This is a genomic window from Marinococcus halotolerans DSM 16375, from assembly GCF_000420725.1.
GTDB classification, from domain to species: Bacteria; Bacillota; Bacilli; order Bacillales; family Marinococcaceae; genus Marinococcus; species Marinococcus halotolerans.
Genome location: NZ_ATVM01000003.1, coordinates 15,497 through 31,861 on the forward strand (window position 1 = coordinate 15,497; position 16,365 = coordinate 31,861).

The window sequence follows — 16,365 nt, forward strand, 5'->3', positions numbered from 1 at the left end:
ATGATATTATAAAAGTTGGGAGAATGTTTCCCTTACAGACTTAACGACGTATAGGATGATGAAGAAAATGCAGAAAAAGATCGTATTTACCGGCGGCGGCTCCGCCGGTCATGTTACGCCAAATATTGCTGTGATTAATGAGCTTGATCAAAGTGATTGGGACATTTACTATGTTGGCTCAAAAGAAGGTATTGAAAAAGAGCTGATCGAGCGCAGAGGCATACGGTACCATTCTATCAGCTCCGGTAAACTGCGCCGTTACATAGACTGGCAGAACATTACTGATATTTTCCGTGTAGTGAAGGGCTGCCTCGAAGCACGTAAGTATTTAAAAAAGGTTAAACCGAATGTAGTGTTTTCCAAGGGCGGCTTTGTCACTGTACCAGTAATTATCGCGGCTAAAACATTAAATATCCCTGTCATTATTCATGAAAGTGACATCACGCCGGGACTCGCCAATAGAATCGCCCAGCGGTTTGCGACAAAAATATTCACCTCATTTGACGAAGCGACAGCTCATTTTCCTTCCGGAAAAGCAAAGGCTCTCGGCTCTCCAGTCCGGAAAGAAATCACGCGTGGAGATAAAAGAAAAGGCCTCGATTTTCTTCAGTTCGGGGACTCCCGGCCGGTACTTACCGTTATGGGAGGAAGCCTTGGCGCCAAAAAAATTAATGAAACGGTGCGGGCTGCGCTTCCGTGGCTTACGGAGAAATATCAGGTGGTGCACCTTTGCGGTAAAGGCCATACAGATGAAAGTCTTGAAGACCAGCGGAACTACCGCCAGTTCGAATACGTCAATGAAGAACTGCCGGATGTGCTCGCTGCCACAAATACAATCATTACCCGGGGCGGCTCCAATTCTATTTTTGAATTTCTGACGCTGCACCTGCCAATGCTGATTGTGCCGTTAACACGAGCACAAAGCAGGGGAGACCAGATCCTGAATGCTGAGTCATTTCAGGAGAAAGGGTATGCAGCCGTCCTCGAAGAAGAAAAGCTGACAGAAGAGACACTGCGTGAAGCCCTGCAGAACATTGAAGACAATCGAAACAATACCATCGCCCAGATGAAAACATACATGGCTGAAAATCCTTTGGATCTTATTATTAAAGAGCTGTATGTCTACCATTAATTAAAAGCCCCCGGCAGCGCCGGAGGGCTTTTTTTATATATGAAAGGCGGCGTATTATTCAGTGAGTTCATCGGCGATTAAATCGATTTGTTCATTCACGGAAATGGGGTCGTACGGATAGTAGGTGTCGAAATCAAGGAAATAAAACTGATCATTCTGGACAGCCTCCAGATTGGCCCAAATATCGGATTCCTGAATGTTTTCCCTGCTTTCACCCGTGTCTTCGGGATCATAGACAGTCATAAACATATGATCAGAGGAGTATTCCTCAAGCACCTCCATTGAAATTTCCTGCGCATTTTCTCCCATAACTTCCTCCTGAATTTTTTCAGGAGCGTTTAAATCAAGGGCGTTATAAATAGCCTGGCCGCCGCGACCGCCATTGGCACCGAAAACGTAAAGCTCGTCATTTTCGGTCAGTTCGTAAATTCCAAAGGTATCGTCTTCATCTATGGTTCCCTCAAGACGTTCTTTTGCATCCGCCGCAGTTTCCTCGATGGTTTCTTTAAAATCTTCAGCTTCTGTCTGATTATTAGTCAATTCCCCGAATGTATCGAGTGTTTCCTGAACATCTGTATCCGGGTTGTATGGAATATGAACTGTTGGAGCGATTTCAGATAACTGTTCGTAATTGTCATCGTACATGACGACAATTAAATCGGGATCAAGCTCGAGTACTTCTTCAGGATCAACCGGGTCCCCGACATTTTTTGCGCCGTTCAGCTGTTCTTCAAGAAAAGGGTTGGAAAAAGCGTCGGGACCGGAACCGGAAACATCTGCATCGACTGCAAGCAGTTCCCCGGCATAATAATCAGTTACGATTGTCTCAGGATCCGATGGGATCGAGACCTCGCCTTTTTCTGTTTCATATGTTCTGGTTTCCTCTTCGCTGTCTGTATTATCTGCAGAAGAGTTGTTTTCTCCACTGCTGCAGGAGGCGAGTATAGCAGCCCCAGCTGTAAAAATAGCCCATCGTCCAATAAACTTATGTAAATGCATCAGAATCCCCCCTGTATAAATGATAATGATTTTCAGTATCACTATTGTAACGAAAAACAAAAGAGAAATCTACACAAAAAAGCCCCCGCACCGATGGCGGAGGCAGAGGCAAAGTGGTTCACACTTCCATAATAATAGGGAGAATCATTGGACGCCGTTTCGTGCGCTCGTATAAATAAGGCGCCAGGCTGTCGATAATTTCTGATTTAATTTCAGACCATTGACTGGTTTTACGCTTCATCACTTCATCAAGATGCCTGCTTAATGTTTTCTGGGCATCGTTAATCAAATCTCCGGATTCACGCATATAAACGAAGCCGCGTGAAATTAAATCCGGGCCTGCTGAAACCTTAAAGTTTTTCATGTCGATGCTTACGACGACTACGACGAGTCCTTCTTCAGATAAAATGCGGCGGTCCCGGAGGACGATATTGCCAATGTCTCCGATACCGTGACCGTCGACATAAACCGCACCGGAAGGCACCTTACCTACGACAGAGGCACTGTCCCGGGTCAGGGCGAGAACCTCACCATTTTCCATAATAAAGGAATTTTCGAGTGGCACGCCGCAGTCCCGGGCAAGTCTCGAGTGCATTTTCAGCATCCGGTATTCGCCGTGAATCGGCATGAAATATTTCGGACGCATTAAGCGCAGCATAAGCATCTGTTCCTGCTGGCTTCCGTGACCGGAAGTATGAATATTGTTCAGCGATCCGTGGATGACACGTGCGCCTGCCCGGTAGAGCTGGTTAATAATTTTGTGCACGGAAGTCGTATTTCCGGGAATAGGAGAGCTCGAGAATACGACAGTGTCTCCAGGAATAATCTGAATCTGACGGTGCGTGCCGTGGGCTACGCGGGAGAGGGCAGCCATCGGTTCTCCCTGGCTTCCTGTACATAAAATGGCTGCCTGATCATCCGGCAGTTTATTTAGCTGGGAAGGCTCAACAAACGTTCCTTTTGGTGCATTAATATATCCGAGCTCCTGGCCAATCGTAATGGATGATTCCATACTGCGGCCGAATACAGCAATTTTACGCCCGTCTTTTACAGCAGCATCAACCGCCTTTTGAAGCCGGTAGATATTGGAAGCAAATGTAGCAAAGATGATTCTTCCTTTGGCCTGACGGAAGATGGAACGGATATTATCTCCGACTTTTCGTTCGGATACAGTAAAGCCTGGAACTTCCGCATTCGTGCTGTCCGAGAGCAGGCAGAGCACGCCTTTTTCGCCGATGTCAGCCATTTTGGCCAAATTGGCCGGTTCCCCTACAGGAGTGAAATCGAATTTGAAATCTCCAGTATGGACGACATTTCCTTCTGGGGTGTGCACATTGATACCAAGAGAATCAGGAATACTATGGGTAGTCCGGAAAAAATCCACTTTTAAATGGTTGAAAGCAACAGGCTGGTCCTCCTGGATGGTATTTAATTTTGCTTTGCGTAAAAGCCCGCGTTCTTCGAGCTTTCCTTTTAACAGACCAATTGCCAATGGACCGCCGTAAATAGGGACGTTTAATTCTTTGAGCAGAAACGGCACGCCGCCGATATGGTCTTCATGCCCGTGGGTGATAAAGACGCCTTTGATTTTTTCTTTGTTTCGCACCAGGTATGTGTAGTCGGGAATAACATAGTCGATTCCAAGCAGGTCATCTTCCGGGAACATGATTCCGGCATCGATGACTATTATTTCATCCTGGTATTGAACCACGTACGTATTTTTGCCGATTTCACCTAACCCGCCCAGGGCAAAAACAGCAACTTGATTTTGTTTTATTTGTTTCATACGTTATAAATTCTCCACTTGGAAGTCTTCAGATCTTTTTTCGAATTCAAGCTGCTTGTCAGTAAGCCCCTGAACAAATTCAATGTTAAATTGCTTATCGGCGAGTTTGCGGCGGACTTCCCGCTCAGATTCTGCTTCTACGTATAGTGAATGAGTGTTCTCCCGTACAGGAGCTTCTGTAAAATTATTTTGATAAAAAACTTTGTAAATCATCGTAAATATCTCTCCTTCTTGAAATGTAAATGCGGCATTTATAGCTGCTGTAGAAAAAATGGTTTTTTGGCATAAACTAGTCCTGTAGATAGGAAAAAGCAAAATAATGCAGGAAGGACAGGAAGTAATCGTTGCAACAGACTGGCTGTTTAAACAAAAATGACTTCATATCCAGAGCGGCTCTACTCAGCTTCCGGCCAAAGAACTCAAGCTGAACAGCACCACAGTGTACGTACCAACCATTAATACTTCATATTATAAAGCATGAAACTGTTTTTTTCATCCTTTTAATCACTTCTGTCCAAAAATCATCCGGATTCAGGCCAGGAAAAAGACAAAAGAAAGTAACTATACGGGTACTAAAGAACCATGATAGGATAGAAAGAGAATAATTTTCTATAAATGTATAAAATTTCTTTTATAGAAATTATTTCCAAACTAGTAACAGAGAAAGAAAGTATTACAGGAAAAAGACTGAGAAGATGAAAAGAGCATCTTCCCGGAGGAAAACGCTCTTTTTGCAGACTATAGCTTGGGCAGCTCCCGTTTGTACTCGTCCTCGTAATCTTCAATACGGTCGTAAAACATAACCCCGTTCAGGTGATCAATCTCGTGCTGGGCAACAATAGCCGGAAGCCCCCGGAGGCGCAGCTTCACCTCTTCGTTTTCAAGTGTCTGTGCTTTCAGTGTAATACGCGAATATCTAGGAACATTTCCGGGAACTTCCCGATCGACTGAAAGGCATCCTTCTCCGCCTTCCAAATGAGTTGTTTCTACAGAGTGGCTGAGGATTTTTGGGTTGATGAACCCGTAGCTGTAAAGCTCATCCTTGTCGTCGGTCACATGCATGGCAAACATTCTTTTATTAATGCCAAGCTGGGGTGCTGCCACGCCGACGCCGGAACGGAGCTCATATTTTTCAGCGGTTTCCTCGTCCTGGCTGTTTTTTAAGAAATCCAGCATTTCCTGCAGGGTATGCAGATCTTCAGCAGACGGAGGAACCGGGACTTCTTCAGATACTTTGCGGAGCGCTGGGCTTCCTTCACGCTTAATATCTTTCATTGTTAACATGAATCAACTGCCTCCAATCAAGCTTACATATGATAATCGTTAATAACAGTGTATTAGTATAGCAAAAAAAATTCAGCTAAAACAGCTTTAAAACGTGAATTGACCGCAAAAAAATTTACAGGAGGAATACATATGTACAAATTGAACAAAAAAGTGACAGGAGCAGCAGTCGTTACGTTATCTGCTCTAGTGTTATCGGCATGCGGGTCTCCGGAGGGCAACATCCAGGATCAATGGAGTAAAGCAGCTGGAGCCGAAGAGGACTTTCCCGAAAAAGATGAAGAATTGACTGAACTGGCCAAGGAAGAACAAAGTACATTTGAAAATTTAACCTCCTATAAAGATGATGAGCAGAAAAAAATCGAGTCATCTGTAGAGGAAGCTGTAAGCTCGGTGAGCGAGCGTAAAGAATTAATGGAAAAAGAACAGGAAGAGATCAATCAGGCTTACGATGAAGCAATGGAAGCAGAGGAGCCTATTGAAAACTTGGAAGATGAAGAAATGAGCGAAAAAGCAAAGCAGGCCCAGCAGGCAATGGAAAAGAGAAACGAAGCATTTAACGGTGTTCACGATGCTTACATGAAAGCAGCGGATAAAGAAATTGATATGTACGAATCATTTAACGATGAAAATTTAGAGCTTGAAGCACTCGAAGAACAGCTTGATACAATTAACAGCTCCTATGAAGAGGTGGAGAGCTACAGGAAAACATTTAATGCCGAAACGAAAGCATTCAATGAAGCTAAAAACACCTTCGGAGAAATGATGGAAGAAGAGAGCTAATTCAGTTTTATAACAATCCGGCGGGTAGAAGCGTTGGAAGGAGAAAAACGGCTGAACTGTTTATATACGCAAGGAGCGATGATATATAACAGATTAGCTTATTTACAAAAAATTGAATATGCCAAATGGCAGGATAATCCTTTGAGCAAAAAGGATTGACGTATCTTTTTCGTTTGGTATATTCTAACTATTGAAAAGTATTGTTTCATTGAAATGATATAATAAACTGAAACAGTTACTTATTTGTTCTTTGTTAAAATTATCCTTGATTACAATACGGCTGTGAAGGGTATTAAAAGATGATGTGGTCTTAAATGAACCCGCGCGTGAAAATATTTTATCAGCAGAGTGTGAAAATTCAAGCGATAATTGAAGAACAGATAAACACAACTACTGGATACAGCCGGTGTATTTTAAGAAGAGAGGAAGAGGTGAACATTTGTGGCGACAAAAACGATTGAACAAGTCGAAAGTCACTTTGAAATGTTTCAAATTTTAAATGAAAACGGAGAGGTAGTTAACAAGGATGCAATGCCTGACCTTTCCGACGAGCAGCTTCAGGAAATTATGCATCGCATGGTGTATACGCGCATCTGGGACCAGCGTGCAATTTCTTTGAACCGTCAGGGCCGGCTCGGTTTCTATGCCCCGGTAGCAGGGCAGGAAGCTTCCATGATCGGCTCCCACTACGCACTGGAAAAAGAAGACTGGATTCTTCCGGGTTACCGTGATGTACCGCAGGTAGTATGGCACGGCCTTCCTTTGTATCAGGCGTTCCTTTATTCCCGCGGCCATTTCCACGGCGGCCAGATTCCGGAAGGCGTAAACATTCTTCCGCCTCAAATCATCATTGGGGCGCAGATCGTACAGGCAGCAGGCGTCGCGCTTGGACTAAAACGCCGTCATAAGGATAACGTTGCGATTACTTATACCGGAGACGGCGGTGCTTCCCAGGGCGACTTCTACGAAGGCATGAACTTTGCAGGCGCCTATGAAGCTCCGGCGATCTTTGTTGTGCAGAACAACCAGTTTGCCATCAGCGTACCGGTGGAAGAACAGTCCGCAGCTAAAACCATTGCCCAAAAAGCTGTTGCTGCTGGTATTCACGGCGTGCAGGTTGACGGTATGGACATTCTTGCTATGTATTCTGTAACGGAAACAGCCCGTAAGAATGCTTTAAACGGAGAACCTACCCTGATTGAGTCTGTGTGTTACCGTTACGGTCCGCACACAATGGCCGGGGACGATCCGACCCGTTACCGCACAGAAGAACTCGATAACGAATGGGAAAAGAAAGATCCGCTTATTCGTTTCCGGAAGTTTCTTGAAGATAAAGACCTTTGGAATGAAGAAAAAGAAAACGAAGTAGTAGATCAGGCAAAAGCTGATATTAAAGAAGCGATTAAACAGGCGGACGATACACCGAAACAGAAAGCCTCCGATTTAATTGAAATTATGTATGAAAAGCTTCCGCAGAATCTGCAGGAACAGCTCGAAGAATACAGAGAGAAGGAGTCGAAGTAAGCCATGGCGCAAATGACGATGATTCAAGCAATTACAGATGCAATGCGTACGGAACTGAAAAATGACGAGAACGTACTCGTCTATGGTGAAGACGTGGGCCAGAACGGCGGTGTTTTCCGTGCTACGGAAGGACTGCAGGACGAATTTGGTGAAGAGCGTGTATTTGATACACCGCTCGCAGAATCTGGTATCGGGGGCTTAACGCTCGGTTTGGCTGTTACGGGCTTCCGTCCGGTAATGGAAATCCAGTTTTTCGGCTTCGTATTTGAAACAATGGACGAAGTTGTCGGCCAGATTGCACGTCTGCGCTACCGCACAGGCGGCAAATACGGTGCGCCTGTAACGATCCGTACACCATACGGCGGCGGAGTGAAAACTCCGGAGCTGCACGCAGACAGTCTGGAAGGCATTATTGCGCAGTCCCCGGGCATCTCCGTTGTTATTCCGTCGACTCCTTACGATGCAAAAGGATTGCTTATTTCTGCTATCCGCAGCAATGACCCGGTCTTTTACCTCGAGCACATGAAGCTGTACCGTTCTTTCCGGGAAGAAGTACCGGAAGAAGAATATACAGTTGAAATCGGCAAAGCGGACGTGAAGCGTGAAGGAAAGGACGTTACCCTGATTGCTTACGGCGCTATGGTACACACATGCCTGAAAGCAGCTGATCAGCTTGCAGAGGAAGGATACGAAGCAGAAGTTATTGACCTCCGTACTGTCAGCCCGATCGATATGGACACCATTGTTGAATCCGTGAAAAAAACCAACCGCGCTGTCATGGTGCAGGAAGCGCAAAGGCAGGCAGGCGTCGGATCCAACGTTATGGCCGATCTCAATGAGCGTGCGATTCTTCACCTGGAAGCACCGGTTCTTCGTGTAGCAGCTCCTGACACTGTTTTCCCATTTGCTGCGGCTGAAGACGTATGGCTGCCAAATGAAAATGACGTTATTGAAAAAGCGAAAGCAGTACTCAACTTCTAAATTTTAAATGACTGCAACAGGTTGATGGATGAAATCAACCTGTTTGCTACGCGTATTATCGAATGTAAACTAAAAGGAGGCATTTGTTTTGGCTTATGAATTTAAACTTCCCGATATTGGTGAGGGAATTCACGAAGGCGAGATCGTTTCATGGCAGGTTAAGCCCGGCGATGAGATCAAAGAAGATGACGTGCTCTGTGAAGTACAAAACGATAAAGCAGTTGTGGAAATCCCTTCTCCAGTAGACGGAAAAGTTTTAGAACTGAAAGTGGATGAAGGCACAACAACTACCGTCGGTGAAGTGATTCTCACTATCGATGATGGCAGCGGCGAGGAAGCTCCTTCAGACGACTCTGCGGAAGATGCATCCGGGGATGAGAGTGCGGAAGGTAAATCGGAAAGAGACGAGCAGGAACAGAATGACGCTCAGCCGGCTTCCACAGAAGCGGAAAAAGAAAGCCCGACACCAGCAGGCGGCGAAAGTGCCAGTACTTCAGGAGAAGCGGATGTAGATGAAAACGCACGCGTTATCGCCATGCCGTCTGTCCGCAAATACGCGCGTGAAAACGACGTAACAATTCAAAAAGTCAAAGGGACGGGCAAAAACGGACGTATTCTTCGTGAAGACATTGACGCATTCCTGAGCGGCGATCAGTCAGCGGAAGAAGAAACAACAGAAGCTGCTTCCGACGCTGAAGAAAGCAAAACAGCAGCGAGTGCAGCAGCACCTTCCCAGGATCAGGGCGCTATGGAAGAGCGCGTGCCGCTTAAAGGTATCCGTAAAGCTATCGCTCAAAAAATGGTACAATCAAAACAGACGGCTCCACACGTTACTCATATGGACGAAGTGGACGTCAGTGCGCTGGTTGACCACCGTAAAAAATTCAAGCCAATGGCTGCAGAGCAGGACATCAAGCTTACGTACTTGCCGTACGTAGTAAAAGCCCTGACTTCCGCCATTCGTAAGTTCCCTGTATTGAATGCTTCTATCGACGATGAAGCTTCTGAAATCGTTTATAAGCATTACTTCAATATCGGCATTGCAGCTGATACAGAGCAGGGACTTGTCGTACCAGTTGTTAAAGACACGGATCGCAAGCCAATCTTTACTCTGGCCGACGAAATCAACGCACTTGCTACAAAAGCAAGAGACGGAAAGCTTTCCTCAGCTGAAATGAGTGGTGGTTCCGCTACAATTTCGAACCTGGGATCTGCGAAAGGTGCTTTCTTTACTCCGGTCATCAATCATCCGGAAGTAGCTATTCTTGGTATTGGCCGTATTGAAGAAAAAGCGGTAGTACGCGACGGTGAAATTGTTGCTGCGCCAATGCTTGCTCTTTCCTTAAGCTATGACCACCGCCTGATTGATGGTATGACAGCACAGCATGCATTAAATCACATCAAACGCTTGTTAAATGAACCAGAACTAATCTCAATGGAGGGATAATTCATGGTAGTAGGAGATTTTGCAGAAGAAATTGACACGCTAGTTGTAGGTGCCGGTCCGGGTGGCTATGTTGCAGCCATCCGTGCCGCCCAGCTTGGACAAAAAGTAACGATCATAGAAAAAGGAAATCTGGGCGGGGTCTGCTTAAACGTAGGCTGCGTACCGTCCAAAGCATTAATCCAGGCGGGGCACCGTTTTCACGAAGCCAACGAAGGCGCTGAAAATATGGGTATCACCTCGAAGGGTGCTGAGGTAGATTTCACGAAAGTACAGGAGTGGAAAGGCAGCGTCGTTGAAAAGCTTACTGGCGGTGTTGAATCTCTTCTGAAAGCAAACAAGGTAAACATTGTAAAAGGTGAAGCTTATTTCTCCGACAAGGATCAGGTAAAAGTTTCTACGGATGAATACAGTTCCCAGACGTATAAATTTAACAACTGCATCATTGCTACGGGCTCCCGTCCGGTGGAACTCAAGCCGCTTCCTTTCGGGAAACGTGTACTTGATTCCACTGGCGGCTTAAACCTCGAAGAAATTCCGAAAAGCATGATTGTGGTCGGTGGCGGCTACATCGGCATCGAGATGGCTGGAGCGTACGCAAACCTTGGTACAGAGGTTACTGTGCTTGAAGGAGAAAATCGTATTCTTTCCCAGGGCTTTGAAAAGCAGATGACTCAGCCGGTGCAAAAGAAATTAAAAGCACAGGGCGTGGATATTCAAACCGAAGCATTTGCGCAGGGCGTTGAGGAATCTGAGGACAGTGTAACCTTGACAGCTGAAGTAAAAGGCGAAGAAAAAACGTTTGAAGCAGAATATGTACTCGTTGCTGTTGGACGCCGTCCAAATACAGAAGAGCTGGGACTTGAGCAGATTGGCGTAGAGATCGGTGAACGCGGCCTGATTCAGGTGGACGAGCAGTCCCGTACAAGTGTAGATAATATCTACGCAATCGGTGACATCGTACCTGGCCTCCCGCTTGCTCATAAAGCTTCCTACGAAGCGAAAGTAGCTGCAGAAGCCATCGCAGGTGAAGCAGCAGCAGTCGATTATCTCGGCATGCCAATGGTGGTTTTCTCAGATCCGGAGCTTGCAAGCGTTGGATATACAGAAGAAGATGCGAAAGAAGCAGGCTTTGATGTAAAATCTGCGAAGTTCCCGTTCCAGGCGAACGGACGGGCGTTGTCTCTGGACGTCTCTGAAGGCTTCATGAAGCTTATTACACGCAAGGATGATGGATTAGTCATCGGGGCTCAAATCGTTGGTCCTAACGCTTCTGACATGATTGCAGAAGCAGGTCTGGCAATTGAAGCAGGTATGACAGCAGAAGATGTAGCGATGACCGTTCATGCTCACCCAACGTTAGGCGAGATTACAATGGAAACAGCAGAAGCAGCACTTGGAATGCCAATTCACATCACGTAATAAAAATAAGAAGGCCACGGCTTATCACAGCCGTGGCTTTTTTCGTATAAGGGAGAAGGGCTGTCACTCGCGGCAGCATAATAAAATCCCCGGCACTTGAGGCCGGGGATTTCTTAATTTGTTTAGAAGCTACTCTTTGCCAGTCAGATCTTTTCGAAGTTCTTCCTGCTCTTTGCGAAGCTGTTCACGTTCGCGGCGGGAAAGCCCTGTTTCATCATCCTGGCGCAGCTTGCGTTCTTTATTAAGAATGGTGCGGTCAGTCTGGAGAGCTTTTAACAGCGATACACACATTAAGATCATGATGATGGTAAACGGCAGGGCCGCAATGGTCATAACAATCTGTATGCCGCCAATACCTCCGGAAGCGAGCAGCATTGCTGCGGAGCCGGAGATAACAAGTCCCCAGATGAATTTAATGGAAACCGGTGGATTCAAGCTTCCGTTCGTCGTCTGCATCCCCAGCACAAACGTTGCGGAGTCTGCAGAGGTAATGAAAAAGCTCATAATTAAAAGCAATGCTATGATACCTGTAATTGCTCCGAAAGGAAGGGTGTCAAGCAGACCGAACAGAGCAATCTCATCACTCTGACTTGTCATTAACTCATAAAGGCCGCCGTTTTGGGCATTGTCTTCAGCAATACCGGTGGTCGCAAAAACGGCGAACCATACGAATGAAAAGAGCGACGGCACGAGCAGAACGCCGGTAATAAATTCACGGATTGTCCGGCCGCGGGATACACGGGCAATAAAGGTTCCGACAAACGGCGCCCAGGCAATCCACCAGGCCCAGTAGAATACTGTCCAGGAGTCGAGCCAAGCACGATCGCCAGTATATTCATACGTGGTAAAGCTTTGATCCGGAAGATTTTGGATATAATTACCAATACCACCAGTGAAAGAGTTTAGAATGCTGGTCGTTGGCCCGGCAAAGAGCACAAACAGCATCAGTACTGCCGCTAAAGCTATGTTTGCCCAGCTTAGGTAACGGATGCCTTTATTCAAGCCTGTAGTAGCCGATGCAAGATAAAGAATGGTAAAGATTAAAATAATAATCAACTGCGTCGGCAGGTCGTTATTAATTCCTGCAAAAATATAACTTAACCCGCCGTTTACCTGAGTGGCCCCAAATCCTAGAGACTGGGCAACACCAAAAATAGTGGCGAATACTGCAATAAAGTTGATTAAAGTACCTATCCATCCATCTACGCGGTCACCGAGAAGCGGCCGGAAAGCCGAGCTTATAATTCCTGGTGCGTTGTGGCGAAACTGGAAATAGGCAAGGGCGAGCGCTACCACTGAATAAATCGCCCATGGGTGCAGCCCCCAGTGGAAAAACGAAAGACGAATTGAGTCAGACGCAGCCGCCTGGGTTTCGGGTTCTGCTTCCGGGGCACCGTAATAGTGATAAAGCGGCTCAGCAACTCCCCAGTATACAAGGCCGATCCCCATACCGGCTGTAAATAGAAACGCAAACCATGTTAAGTAACTGTACTCCGGTCGTTCGTCCGGTTTCCCTAAACGAATTTTTCCGTATGGACTGAAGACTAAGTAAATACAAAAGATAACGAAAGACGTTGCGGATATTAGATAAAACCATCCGAGATTAGTAACAATCCATCCCTGGATCTCACCGGTCACTGTATTTAAATTTCCTGGCGTGACAACACCCCAGATGATTACCGCAAGCGCCGCTATCAGGGTCACAAAAAAGACGCTTGTTAATTTTCTCATGACTTTTTACATTCCACCTTTCTTTTAGCGGGATATTCGATTTTTAGGCAGCGGTACTCGGCAAAAGAGGGGATAGTTGCAATTTCAGTAAGCAAGTACATACCTATTTAAAAAATGACAACGATGATTATTATAACACTCATAACTTCATACGCAACCAACACGTACGAATAATCTATACCCTAAACCTAGGCCTCCAAACCCAGAAGCCTTCATATATTAATGTTAAAAAATACCTACAGGTAATAAGCAGCGTTAATATTTCCATTCAAACGTTACTATTAACATTTTATAGAAAATTTTTAGACTTTTAGCCCTGCCTTTACAGAAATTTTGCTAAAATATAAAAGGGAATAATTAAACAGGGGGAGTCCGGGTTGAAAAAAATGTTAATATTATCATCGCTGGCAGCGCTTCTTGCAGGATGTTCGAATGCTGGAGAAGATAATGCAGATGCAGAACAGAAGGAAAAAGCAGGTACTGCAGCCCAGGAAGAAAACCAGGACCAGAATGAGAAAAAAGAGGAGCAGAAAGAGCAAAAAGATCAAAAAGCAGCGGGCTCAAAGGAGGAAGAAGTGACTTATAAAGTTAACGAAGCAAACTGGACGATCCAGTCAGAGGAAAGCGAAGGCGATGAAGTTCTTCTTACGTTTGATGATGCTCCGGACGGAAATGCTGTAAAAATCGCGGAGACTTTAGCAGAAAACAAGGTGCCGGCTATCTTTTTTGTTAATGGAATGTTTCTAAAAGATGAAGAAGGAAGAAATGCCCTGAAGCGAATAAACGATATGGGATTTGCAATAGGTAATCATACGACTACCCACGCCTCGCTTCCGGATTTATCAGAGGAGGAACAGCTGGAAGAATTAAAAGAAACCGATGAACTTGTAAAAGAAATAACCGGGGAAAAGCCGGCATTCTTCCGTGCACCATTCGGGCAGAATACTTCATTTAGTGACGAATACGTCAAAAATAATGGCATGATAAAAATGAATTGGACGTACGGGTATGATTTTGAGACTGAATACCAGAATGCAGAGGCACTTACGGATATTACACTGAATACGGAACTGTTAACGGACGGTGCAAATATTCTTATGCACGACCGGGAATGGACGAAAGAAGCGCTCGGCCCAATTATCGAAGGATTTAATGAGAAGGGCTATTCCTTTATTGATCCCCAATATATAGAAAAAGAGTAGAAAAATGCTTGATACAGATGCTTTTTATGTCGAATTTTGTTGAAAATTTTTATTTGGCGCTGTATTAATGCTATATTGATTAAAAATGAATAGGATTCACACGAAGGGGGAACTTCTATGGACCATTCCGCACTGTATGATGAAATAAGGCTGCACGTAGGCCTTGCCCATGATTATTCCATAACGCCTGAAGGCTTCCTGCACTATGTTATGAATGCATTTCAAAAATACTGGCCGCATAAAGACCTGATTTCGTTATATGTTAATAAATGGACGCATTTTGAATGGCAGGACGGGGACGTGCATCCGGTATTTATGAAAGAAATGGACATCCAAAACGGTCTTTTGCTTTTAGCCGATATAGAAAGAACTGTGTTTTGCTGTCAGGAAGAGGGGATGTATCACTGGGTGCTTCCATTTTATGATAACGAAGTGTTTGCCGGGGGCATTATAGTTTCAAGAGAGGCAGAAATGAAAGAACTGGAAAAAGAAGAAGTGTGGCTTCTCGAGGAAATCATGGCTTTTATTAATGCCAAACTGCCCAATTATATGTAAAAAAGCAAAAAAGCAGCCGCAGCTGCTTTTTTTGCTTCTATTGAATTGGCTTCTGCTCCTGGATTACCCGTATGGTTTGAAGGGAGGGGTCTTCGGGGCCCTGGACAGGAAGGCCGGCTGCTGCGTTCGCCTGAATGTACGTTAAGTTTTCTTCGGTAATGATTTCACCTGGAAGAAGCACCGGTATGCCTGGCGGATAGATCATAATGAACTCTGCGATAATCCGGCCGGCACTTTCTGAAAGAGCGATGGTCTCTTTTTCGGCGTAAAATGCATCACGTGGAGCAATAGATAGAGTGGGGATAGACGGGAGCTTTAATACTGCCGGAGCCGTGTAGGCCTCTGGAGCATAATGCTGCCGGGCAAGCTCCTTCATTGCCTGCACAAGAAGCGATATTTCTTTTTCTGTATCGCCAAAGCTGATGATGCAGAGAATGTTATACAAATCGGACAATTCTACTTCAATACGATAATGCTTTCGCAGCCATTTTTCAGCTTCGTAGCCATTGATGCCAAGCTGTTGAACAGAAATTAACAGCTTGGTTGGGTCCATGGCGGTGACGGTATTCTGTTCAAGCATCTCAGCTCCGGCACAGTAGAGACCGTTAATAGAATTAATAGAGGCTCTGGTTTCTTCAGCGAGTTCAAGCGTATCATCTATCAGCCTGTGCCCTTTTAATGCAAGCTGCCTGCGTGCAGTATCGAGTGAGGCCAGAAGCGGGTACGATGTAGATGTTGTTGTAAGCATGCTAAAGACTGCCTGGACGTGAGCAATGGAAACCCGTGCGCCCTGGACATTTAATACAGAGCTCTGGGTCATCGACCCCCCGAGTTTATGCACACTCGTAGCAGCCATATCAGCTCCTGCTTCCATGGCTGACGGAGGGAGGCTTTCGTGAAAATGAATATGCACTCCGTGAGCTTCATCGACCAGGACGGGTACATCATACTGGTGGGCGGTTTCTACAATGGCACCAAGGTCGGAGGAAAACCCAAAGTAAGTTGGGTTTATTACCAGGAGCGCTTTTGCGTCCGGGTGCCTTTCGAGAGCATGCTGCGCTGTTAAAGGTGTAATCCCGTGCGATATGCCAAACTCTTCATCGAGCGCTGGATACATAAATATCGGGACGGCTCCTGAAAAAATAATCGCATTCATGATCGATTTATGCACGTTTCTCGGCACAAGAATTTTATCTCCCGGAGCACAAACAGATAAGATCATTGTCATAATGGCACCGCTTGTACCCTGAACGGAAAAAAAAGTATAGTCTGCCCCGAAGGCTTCTGCGGCAAGCTTCTGTGCTTCATCAATAACGCCGGAAGGGTGATGCAGATCATCAAGCGGTTCGATGTTAATCAAGTCCATATTTAATATATTACTGCCGATAAATTCACGAAACTCTTCATCCATTCCGGTGCCATTTTTATGTCCGGGGATATGAAAAGGCACAGGCTGCGTCTGAATATGATCTTTTAATCTGGTGAATATCGGAGTAAGCTGCTGTCTATTCATATGCGTCCC

Annotated in this window: 14 protein-coding genes; 8 read left to right on the plus strand and 6 right to left on the minus strand. The window is 45.5% G+C overall.

Going from position 1 to position 16,365, the window contains the following annotated elements; genetic code table 11:
* Positions 1 to 58: 58 nt before the first annotated feature.
* A complete protein-coding gene (locus G548_RS0102850; protein ID WP_027847161.1) occupies positions 59 to 1,132 on the plus strand; it encodes an undecaprenyldiphospho-muramoylpentapeptide beta-N-acetylglucosaminyltransferase in 1,074 nt (357 codons plus the stop codon).
* 54 nt (positions 1,133 to 1,186) lie between these two features.
* Here G548_RS0102850 and G548_RS0102855 read toward each other — a convergent pair whose 3' ends face one another.
* From G548_RS0102855 to def, 4 genes are all read right to left on the minus strand, one after another.
* Complete coding sequence (locus G548_RS0102855) at positions 1,187 to 2,131, minus strand: ABC transporter substrate-binding protein (protein WP_022792634.1); 945 nt, start codon at positions 2,129 to 2,131, stop codon at positions 1,187 to 1,189.
* 118 nt (positions 2,132 to 2,249) lie between these two features.
* Positions 2,250 to 3,917: a ribonuclease J1 gene (gene rnjA, locus G548_RS0102860; RefSeq protein WP_022792635.1), complete on the minus strand. Its 1,668-nt coding sequence runs from the start codon at positions 3,915 to 3,917 to the stop codon at positions 2,250 to 2,252.
* 3 nt (positions 3,918 to 3,920) lie between these two features.
* Positions 3,921 to 4,130: a DNA-dependent RNA polymerase subunit epsilon gene (locus G548_RS19530; RefSeq protein ID WP_022792636.1), complete on the minus strand. Its 210-nt coding sequence runs from the start codon at positions 4,128 to 4,130 to the stop codon at positions 3,921 to 3,923.
* 525 nt (positions 4,131 to 4,655) lie between these two features.
* The gene (gene def, locus G548_RS0102870) at positions 4,656 to 5,201 is read right to left on the minus strand and encodes a peptide deformylase (protein WP_022792637.1); all 546 of its coding nucleotides are present in this window, start codon (positions 5,199 to 5,201) and stop codon (positions 4,656 to 4,658) included.
* A 132-nt stretch (positions 5,202 to 5,333) separates the two neighbouring features.
* Here def and G548_RS0102875 point away from each other — a divergent pair, with 132 nt between their 5' ends.
* From G548_RS0102875 to lpdA, 5 genes are all read left to right on the plus strand, one after another.
* Positions 5,334 to 5,984: a YkyA family protein gene (locus G548_RS0102875; RefSeq protein WP_022792638.1), complete on the plus strand. Its 651-nt coding sequence runs from the start codon at positions 5,334 to 5,336 to the stop codon at positions 5,982 to 5,984.
* Positions 5,985 to 6,467: 483 nt separating this feature from the next.
* On the plus strand, positions 6,468 to 7,508 hold the full coding sequence (gene pdhA / locus G548_RS0102880; protein ID WP_211218996.1) for a pyruvate dehydrogenase (acetyl-transferring) E1 component subunit alpha: 1,041 nt from the start codon (positions 6,468 to 6,470) through the stop codon (positions 7,506 to 7,508).
* Between the two features lie 3 nt (positions 7,509 to 7,511).
* A complete protein-coding gene (locus G548_RS0102885) occupies positions 7,512 to 8,489 on the plus strand; it encodes an alpha-ketoacid dehydrogenase subunit beta (protein WP_022792640.1) in 978 nt (325 codons plus the stop codon).
* 88 nt (positions 8,490 to 8,577) lie between these two features.
* Positions 8,578 to 9,936: a dihydrolipoamide acetyltransferase family protein gene (locus tag G548_RS0102890; RefSeq protein WP_022792641.1), complete on the plus strand. Its 1,359-nt coding sequence runs from the start codon at positions 8,578 to 8,580 to the stop codon at positions 9,934 to 9,936.
* Between the two features lie 3 nt (positions 9,937 to 9,939).
* Entirely contained in the window at positions 9,940 to 11,355 is a 1,416-nt protein-coding gene (lpdA, locus tag G548_RS0102895; RefSeq protein ID WP_022792642.1) for a dihydrolipoyl dehydrogenase, read from the plus strand.
* Between the two features lie 129 nt (positions 11,356 to 11,484).
* Here lpdA and G548_RS0102905 read toward each other — a convergent pair whose 3' ends face one another.
* A complete protein-coding gene (locus G548_RS0102905; RefSeq protein ID WP_022792643.1) occupies positions 11,485 to 13,086 on the minus strand; it encodes a glycine betaine uptake BCCT transporter in 1,602 nt (533 codons plus the stop codon).
* A gap of 386 nt (positions 13,087 to 13,472) precedes the next feature.
* Here G548_RS0102905 and G548_RS0102910 point away from each other — a divergent pair, with 386 nt between their 5' ends.
* Both G548_RS0102910 and G548_RS0102915 read left to right on the plus strand, forming a co-directional pair.
* Positions 13,473 to 14,288, plus strand: coding sequence for a polysaccharide deacetylase family protein (locus G548_RS0102910; RefSeq protein WP_040880600.1), 816 nt, complete (start codon positions 13,473 to 13,475; stop codon positions 14,286 to 14,288).
* 117 nt (positions 14,289 to 14,405) lie between these two features.
* Positions 14,406 to 14,843, plus strand: a complete 438-nt coding sequence (locus G548_RS0102915; protein ID WP_022792645.1) for a hypothetical protein — start codon at positions 14,406 to 14,408, stop codon at positions 14,841 to 14,843.
* Positions 14,844 to 14,880: 37 nt separating this feature from the next.
* Here G548_RS0102915 and G548_RS0102920 read toward each other — a convergent pair whose 3' ends face one another.
* Positions 14,881 to 16,356, minus strand: coding sequence for an aminotransferase class I/II-fold pyridoxal phosphate-dependent enzyme (locus G548_RS0102920; protein WP_022792646.1), 1,476 nt, complete (start codon positions 16,354 to 16,356; stop codon positions 14,881 to 14,883).
* Between the last annotated feature and the right edge of the window lie 9 nt (positions 16,357 to 16,365).

Bases quoted from the DNA above. Each gene is read 5' to 3' on its own strand.
- G548_RS0102905 (WP_022792643.1), bottom strand. From the start codon at position 13,086: ATGAGAAAATTAACAAGCGTCTTTTTTGTGACCCTGATAGCGGCGCTT.
- G548_RS0102910 (WP_040880600.1), top strand. From the start codon at position 13,473: ATGTTAATATTATCATCGCTGGCAGCGCTTCTTGCAGGATGTTCGAAT.
- G548_RS0102915 (WP_022792645.1), top strand. From the start codon at position 14,406: ATGGACCATTCCGCACTGTATGATGAAATAAGGCTGCACGTAGGCCTT.
- G548_RS19530 (WP_022792636.1), bottom strand. From the start codon at position 4,130: ATGATTTACAAAGTTTTTTATCAAAATAATTTTACAGAAGCTCCTGTA.
- def (WP_022792637.1), bottom strand. From the start codon at position 5,201: ATGTTAACAATGAAAGATATTAAGCGTGAAGGAAGCCCAGCGCTCCGC.
- G548_RS0102850 (WP_027847161.1), top strand. From the start codon at position 59: ATGAAGAAAATGCAGAAAAAGATCGTATTTACCGGCGGCGGCTCCGCC.
- G548_RS0102875 (WP_022792638.1), top strand. From the start codon at position 5,334: ATGTACAAATTGAACAAAAAAGTGACAGGAGCAGCAGTCGTTACGTTA.
- rnjA (WP_022792635.1), bottom strand. From the start codon at position 3,917: ATGAAACAAATAAAACAAAATCAAGTTGCTGTTTTTGCCCTGGGCGGG.
- pdhA (WP_211218996.1), top strand. From the start codon at position 6,468: ATGTTTCAAATTTTAAATGAAAACGGAGAGGTAGTTAACAAGGATGCA.
- G548_RS0102920 (WP_022792646.1), bottom strand. From the start codon at position 16,356: ATGAATAGACAGCAGCTTACTCCGATATTCACCAGATTAAAAGATCAT.
- lpdA (WP_022792642.1), top strand. From the start codon at position 9,940: ATGGTAGTAGGAGATTTTGCAGAAGAAATTGACACGCTAGTTGTAGGT.
- G548_RS0102885 (WP_022792640.1), top strand. From the start codon at position 7,512: ATGGCGCAAATGACGATGATTCAAGCAATTACAGATGCAATGCGTACG.
- G548_RS0102855 (WP_022792634.1), bottom strand. From the start codon at position 2,131: ATGCATTTACATAAGTTTATTGGACGATGGGCTATTTTTACAGCTGGG.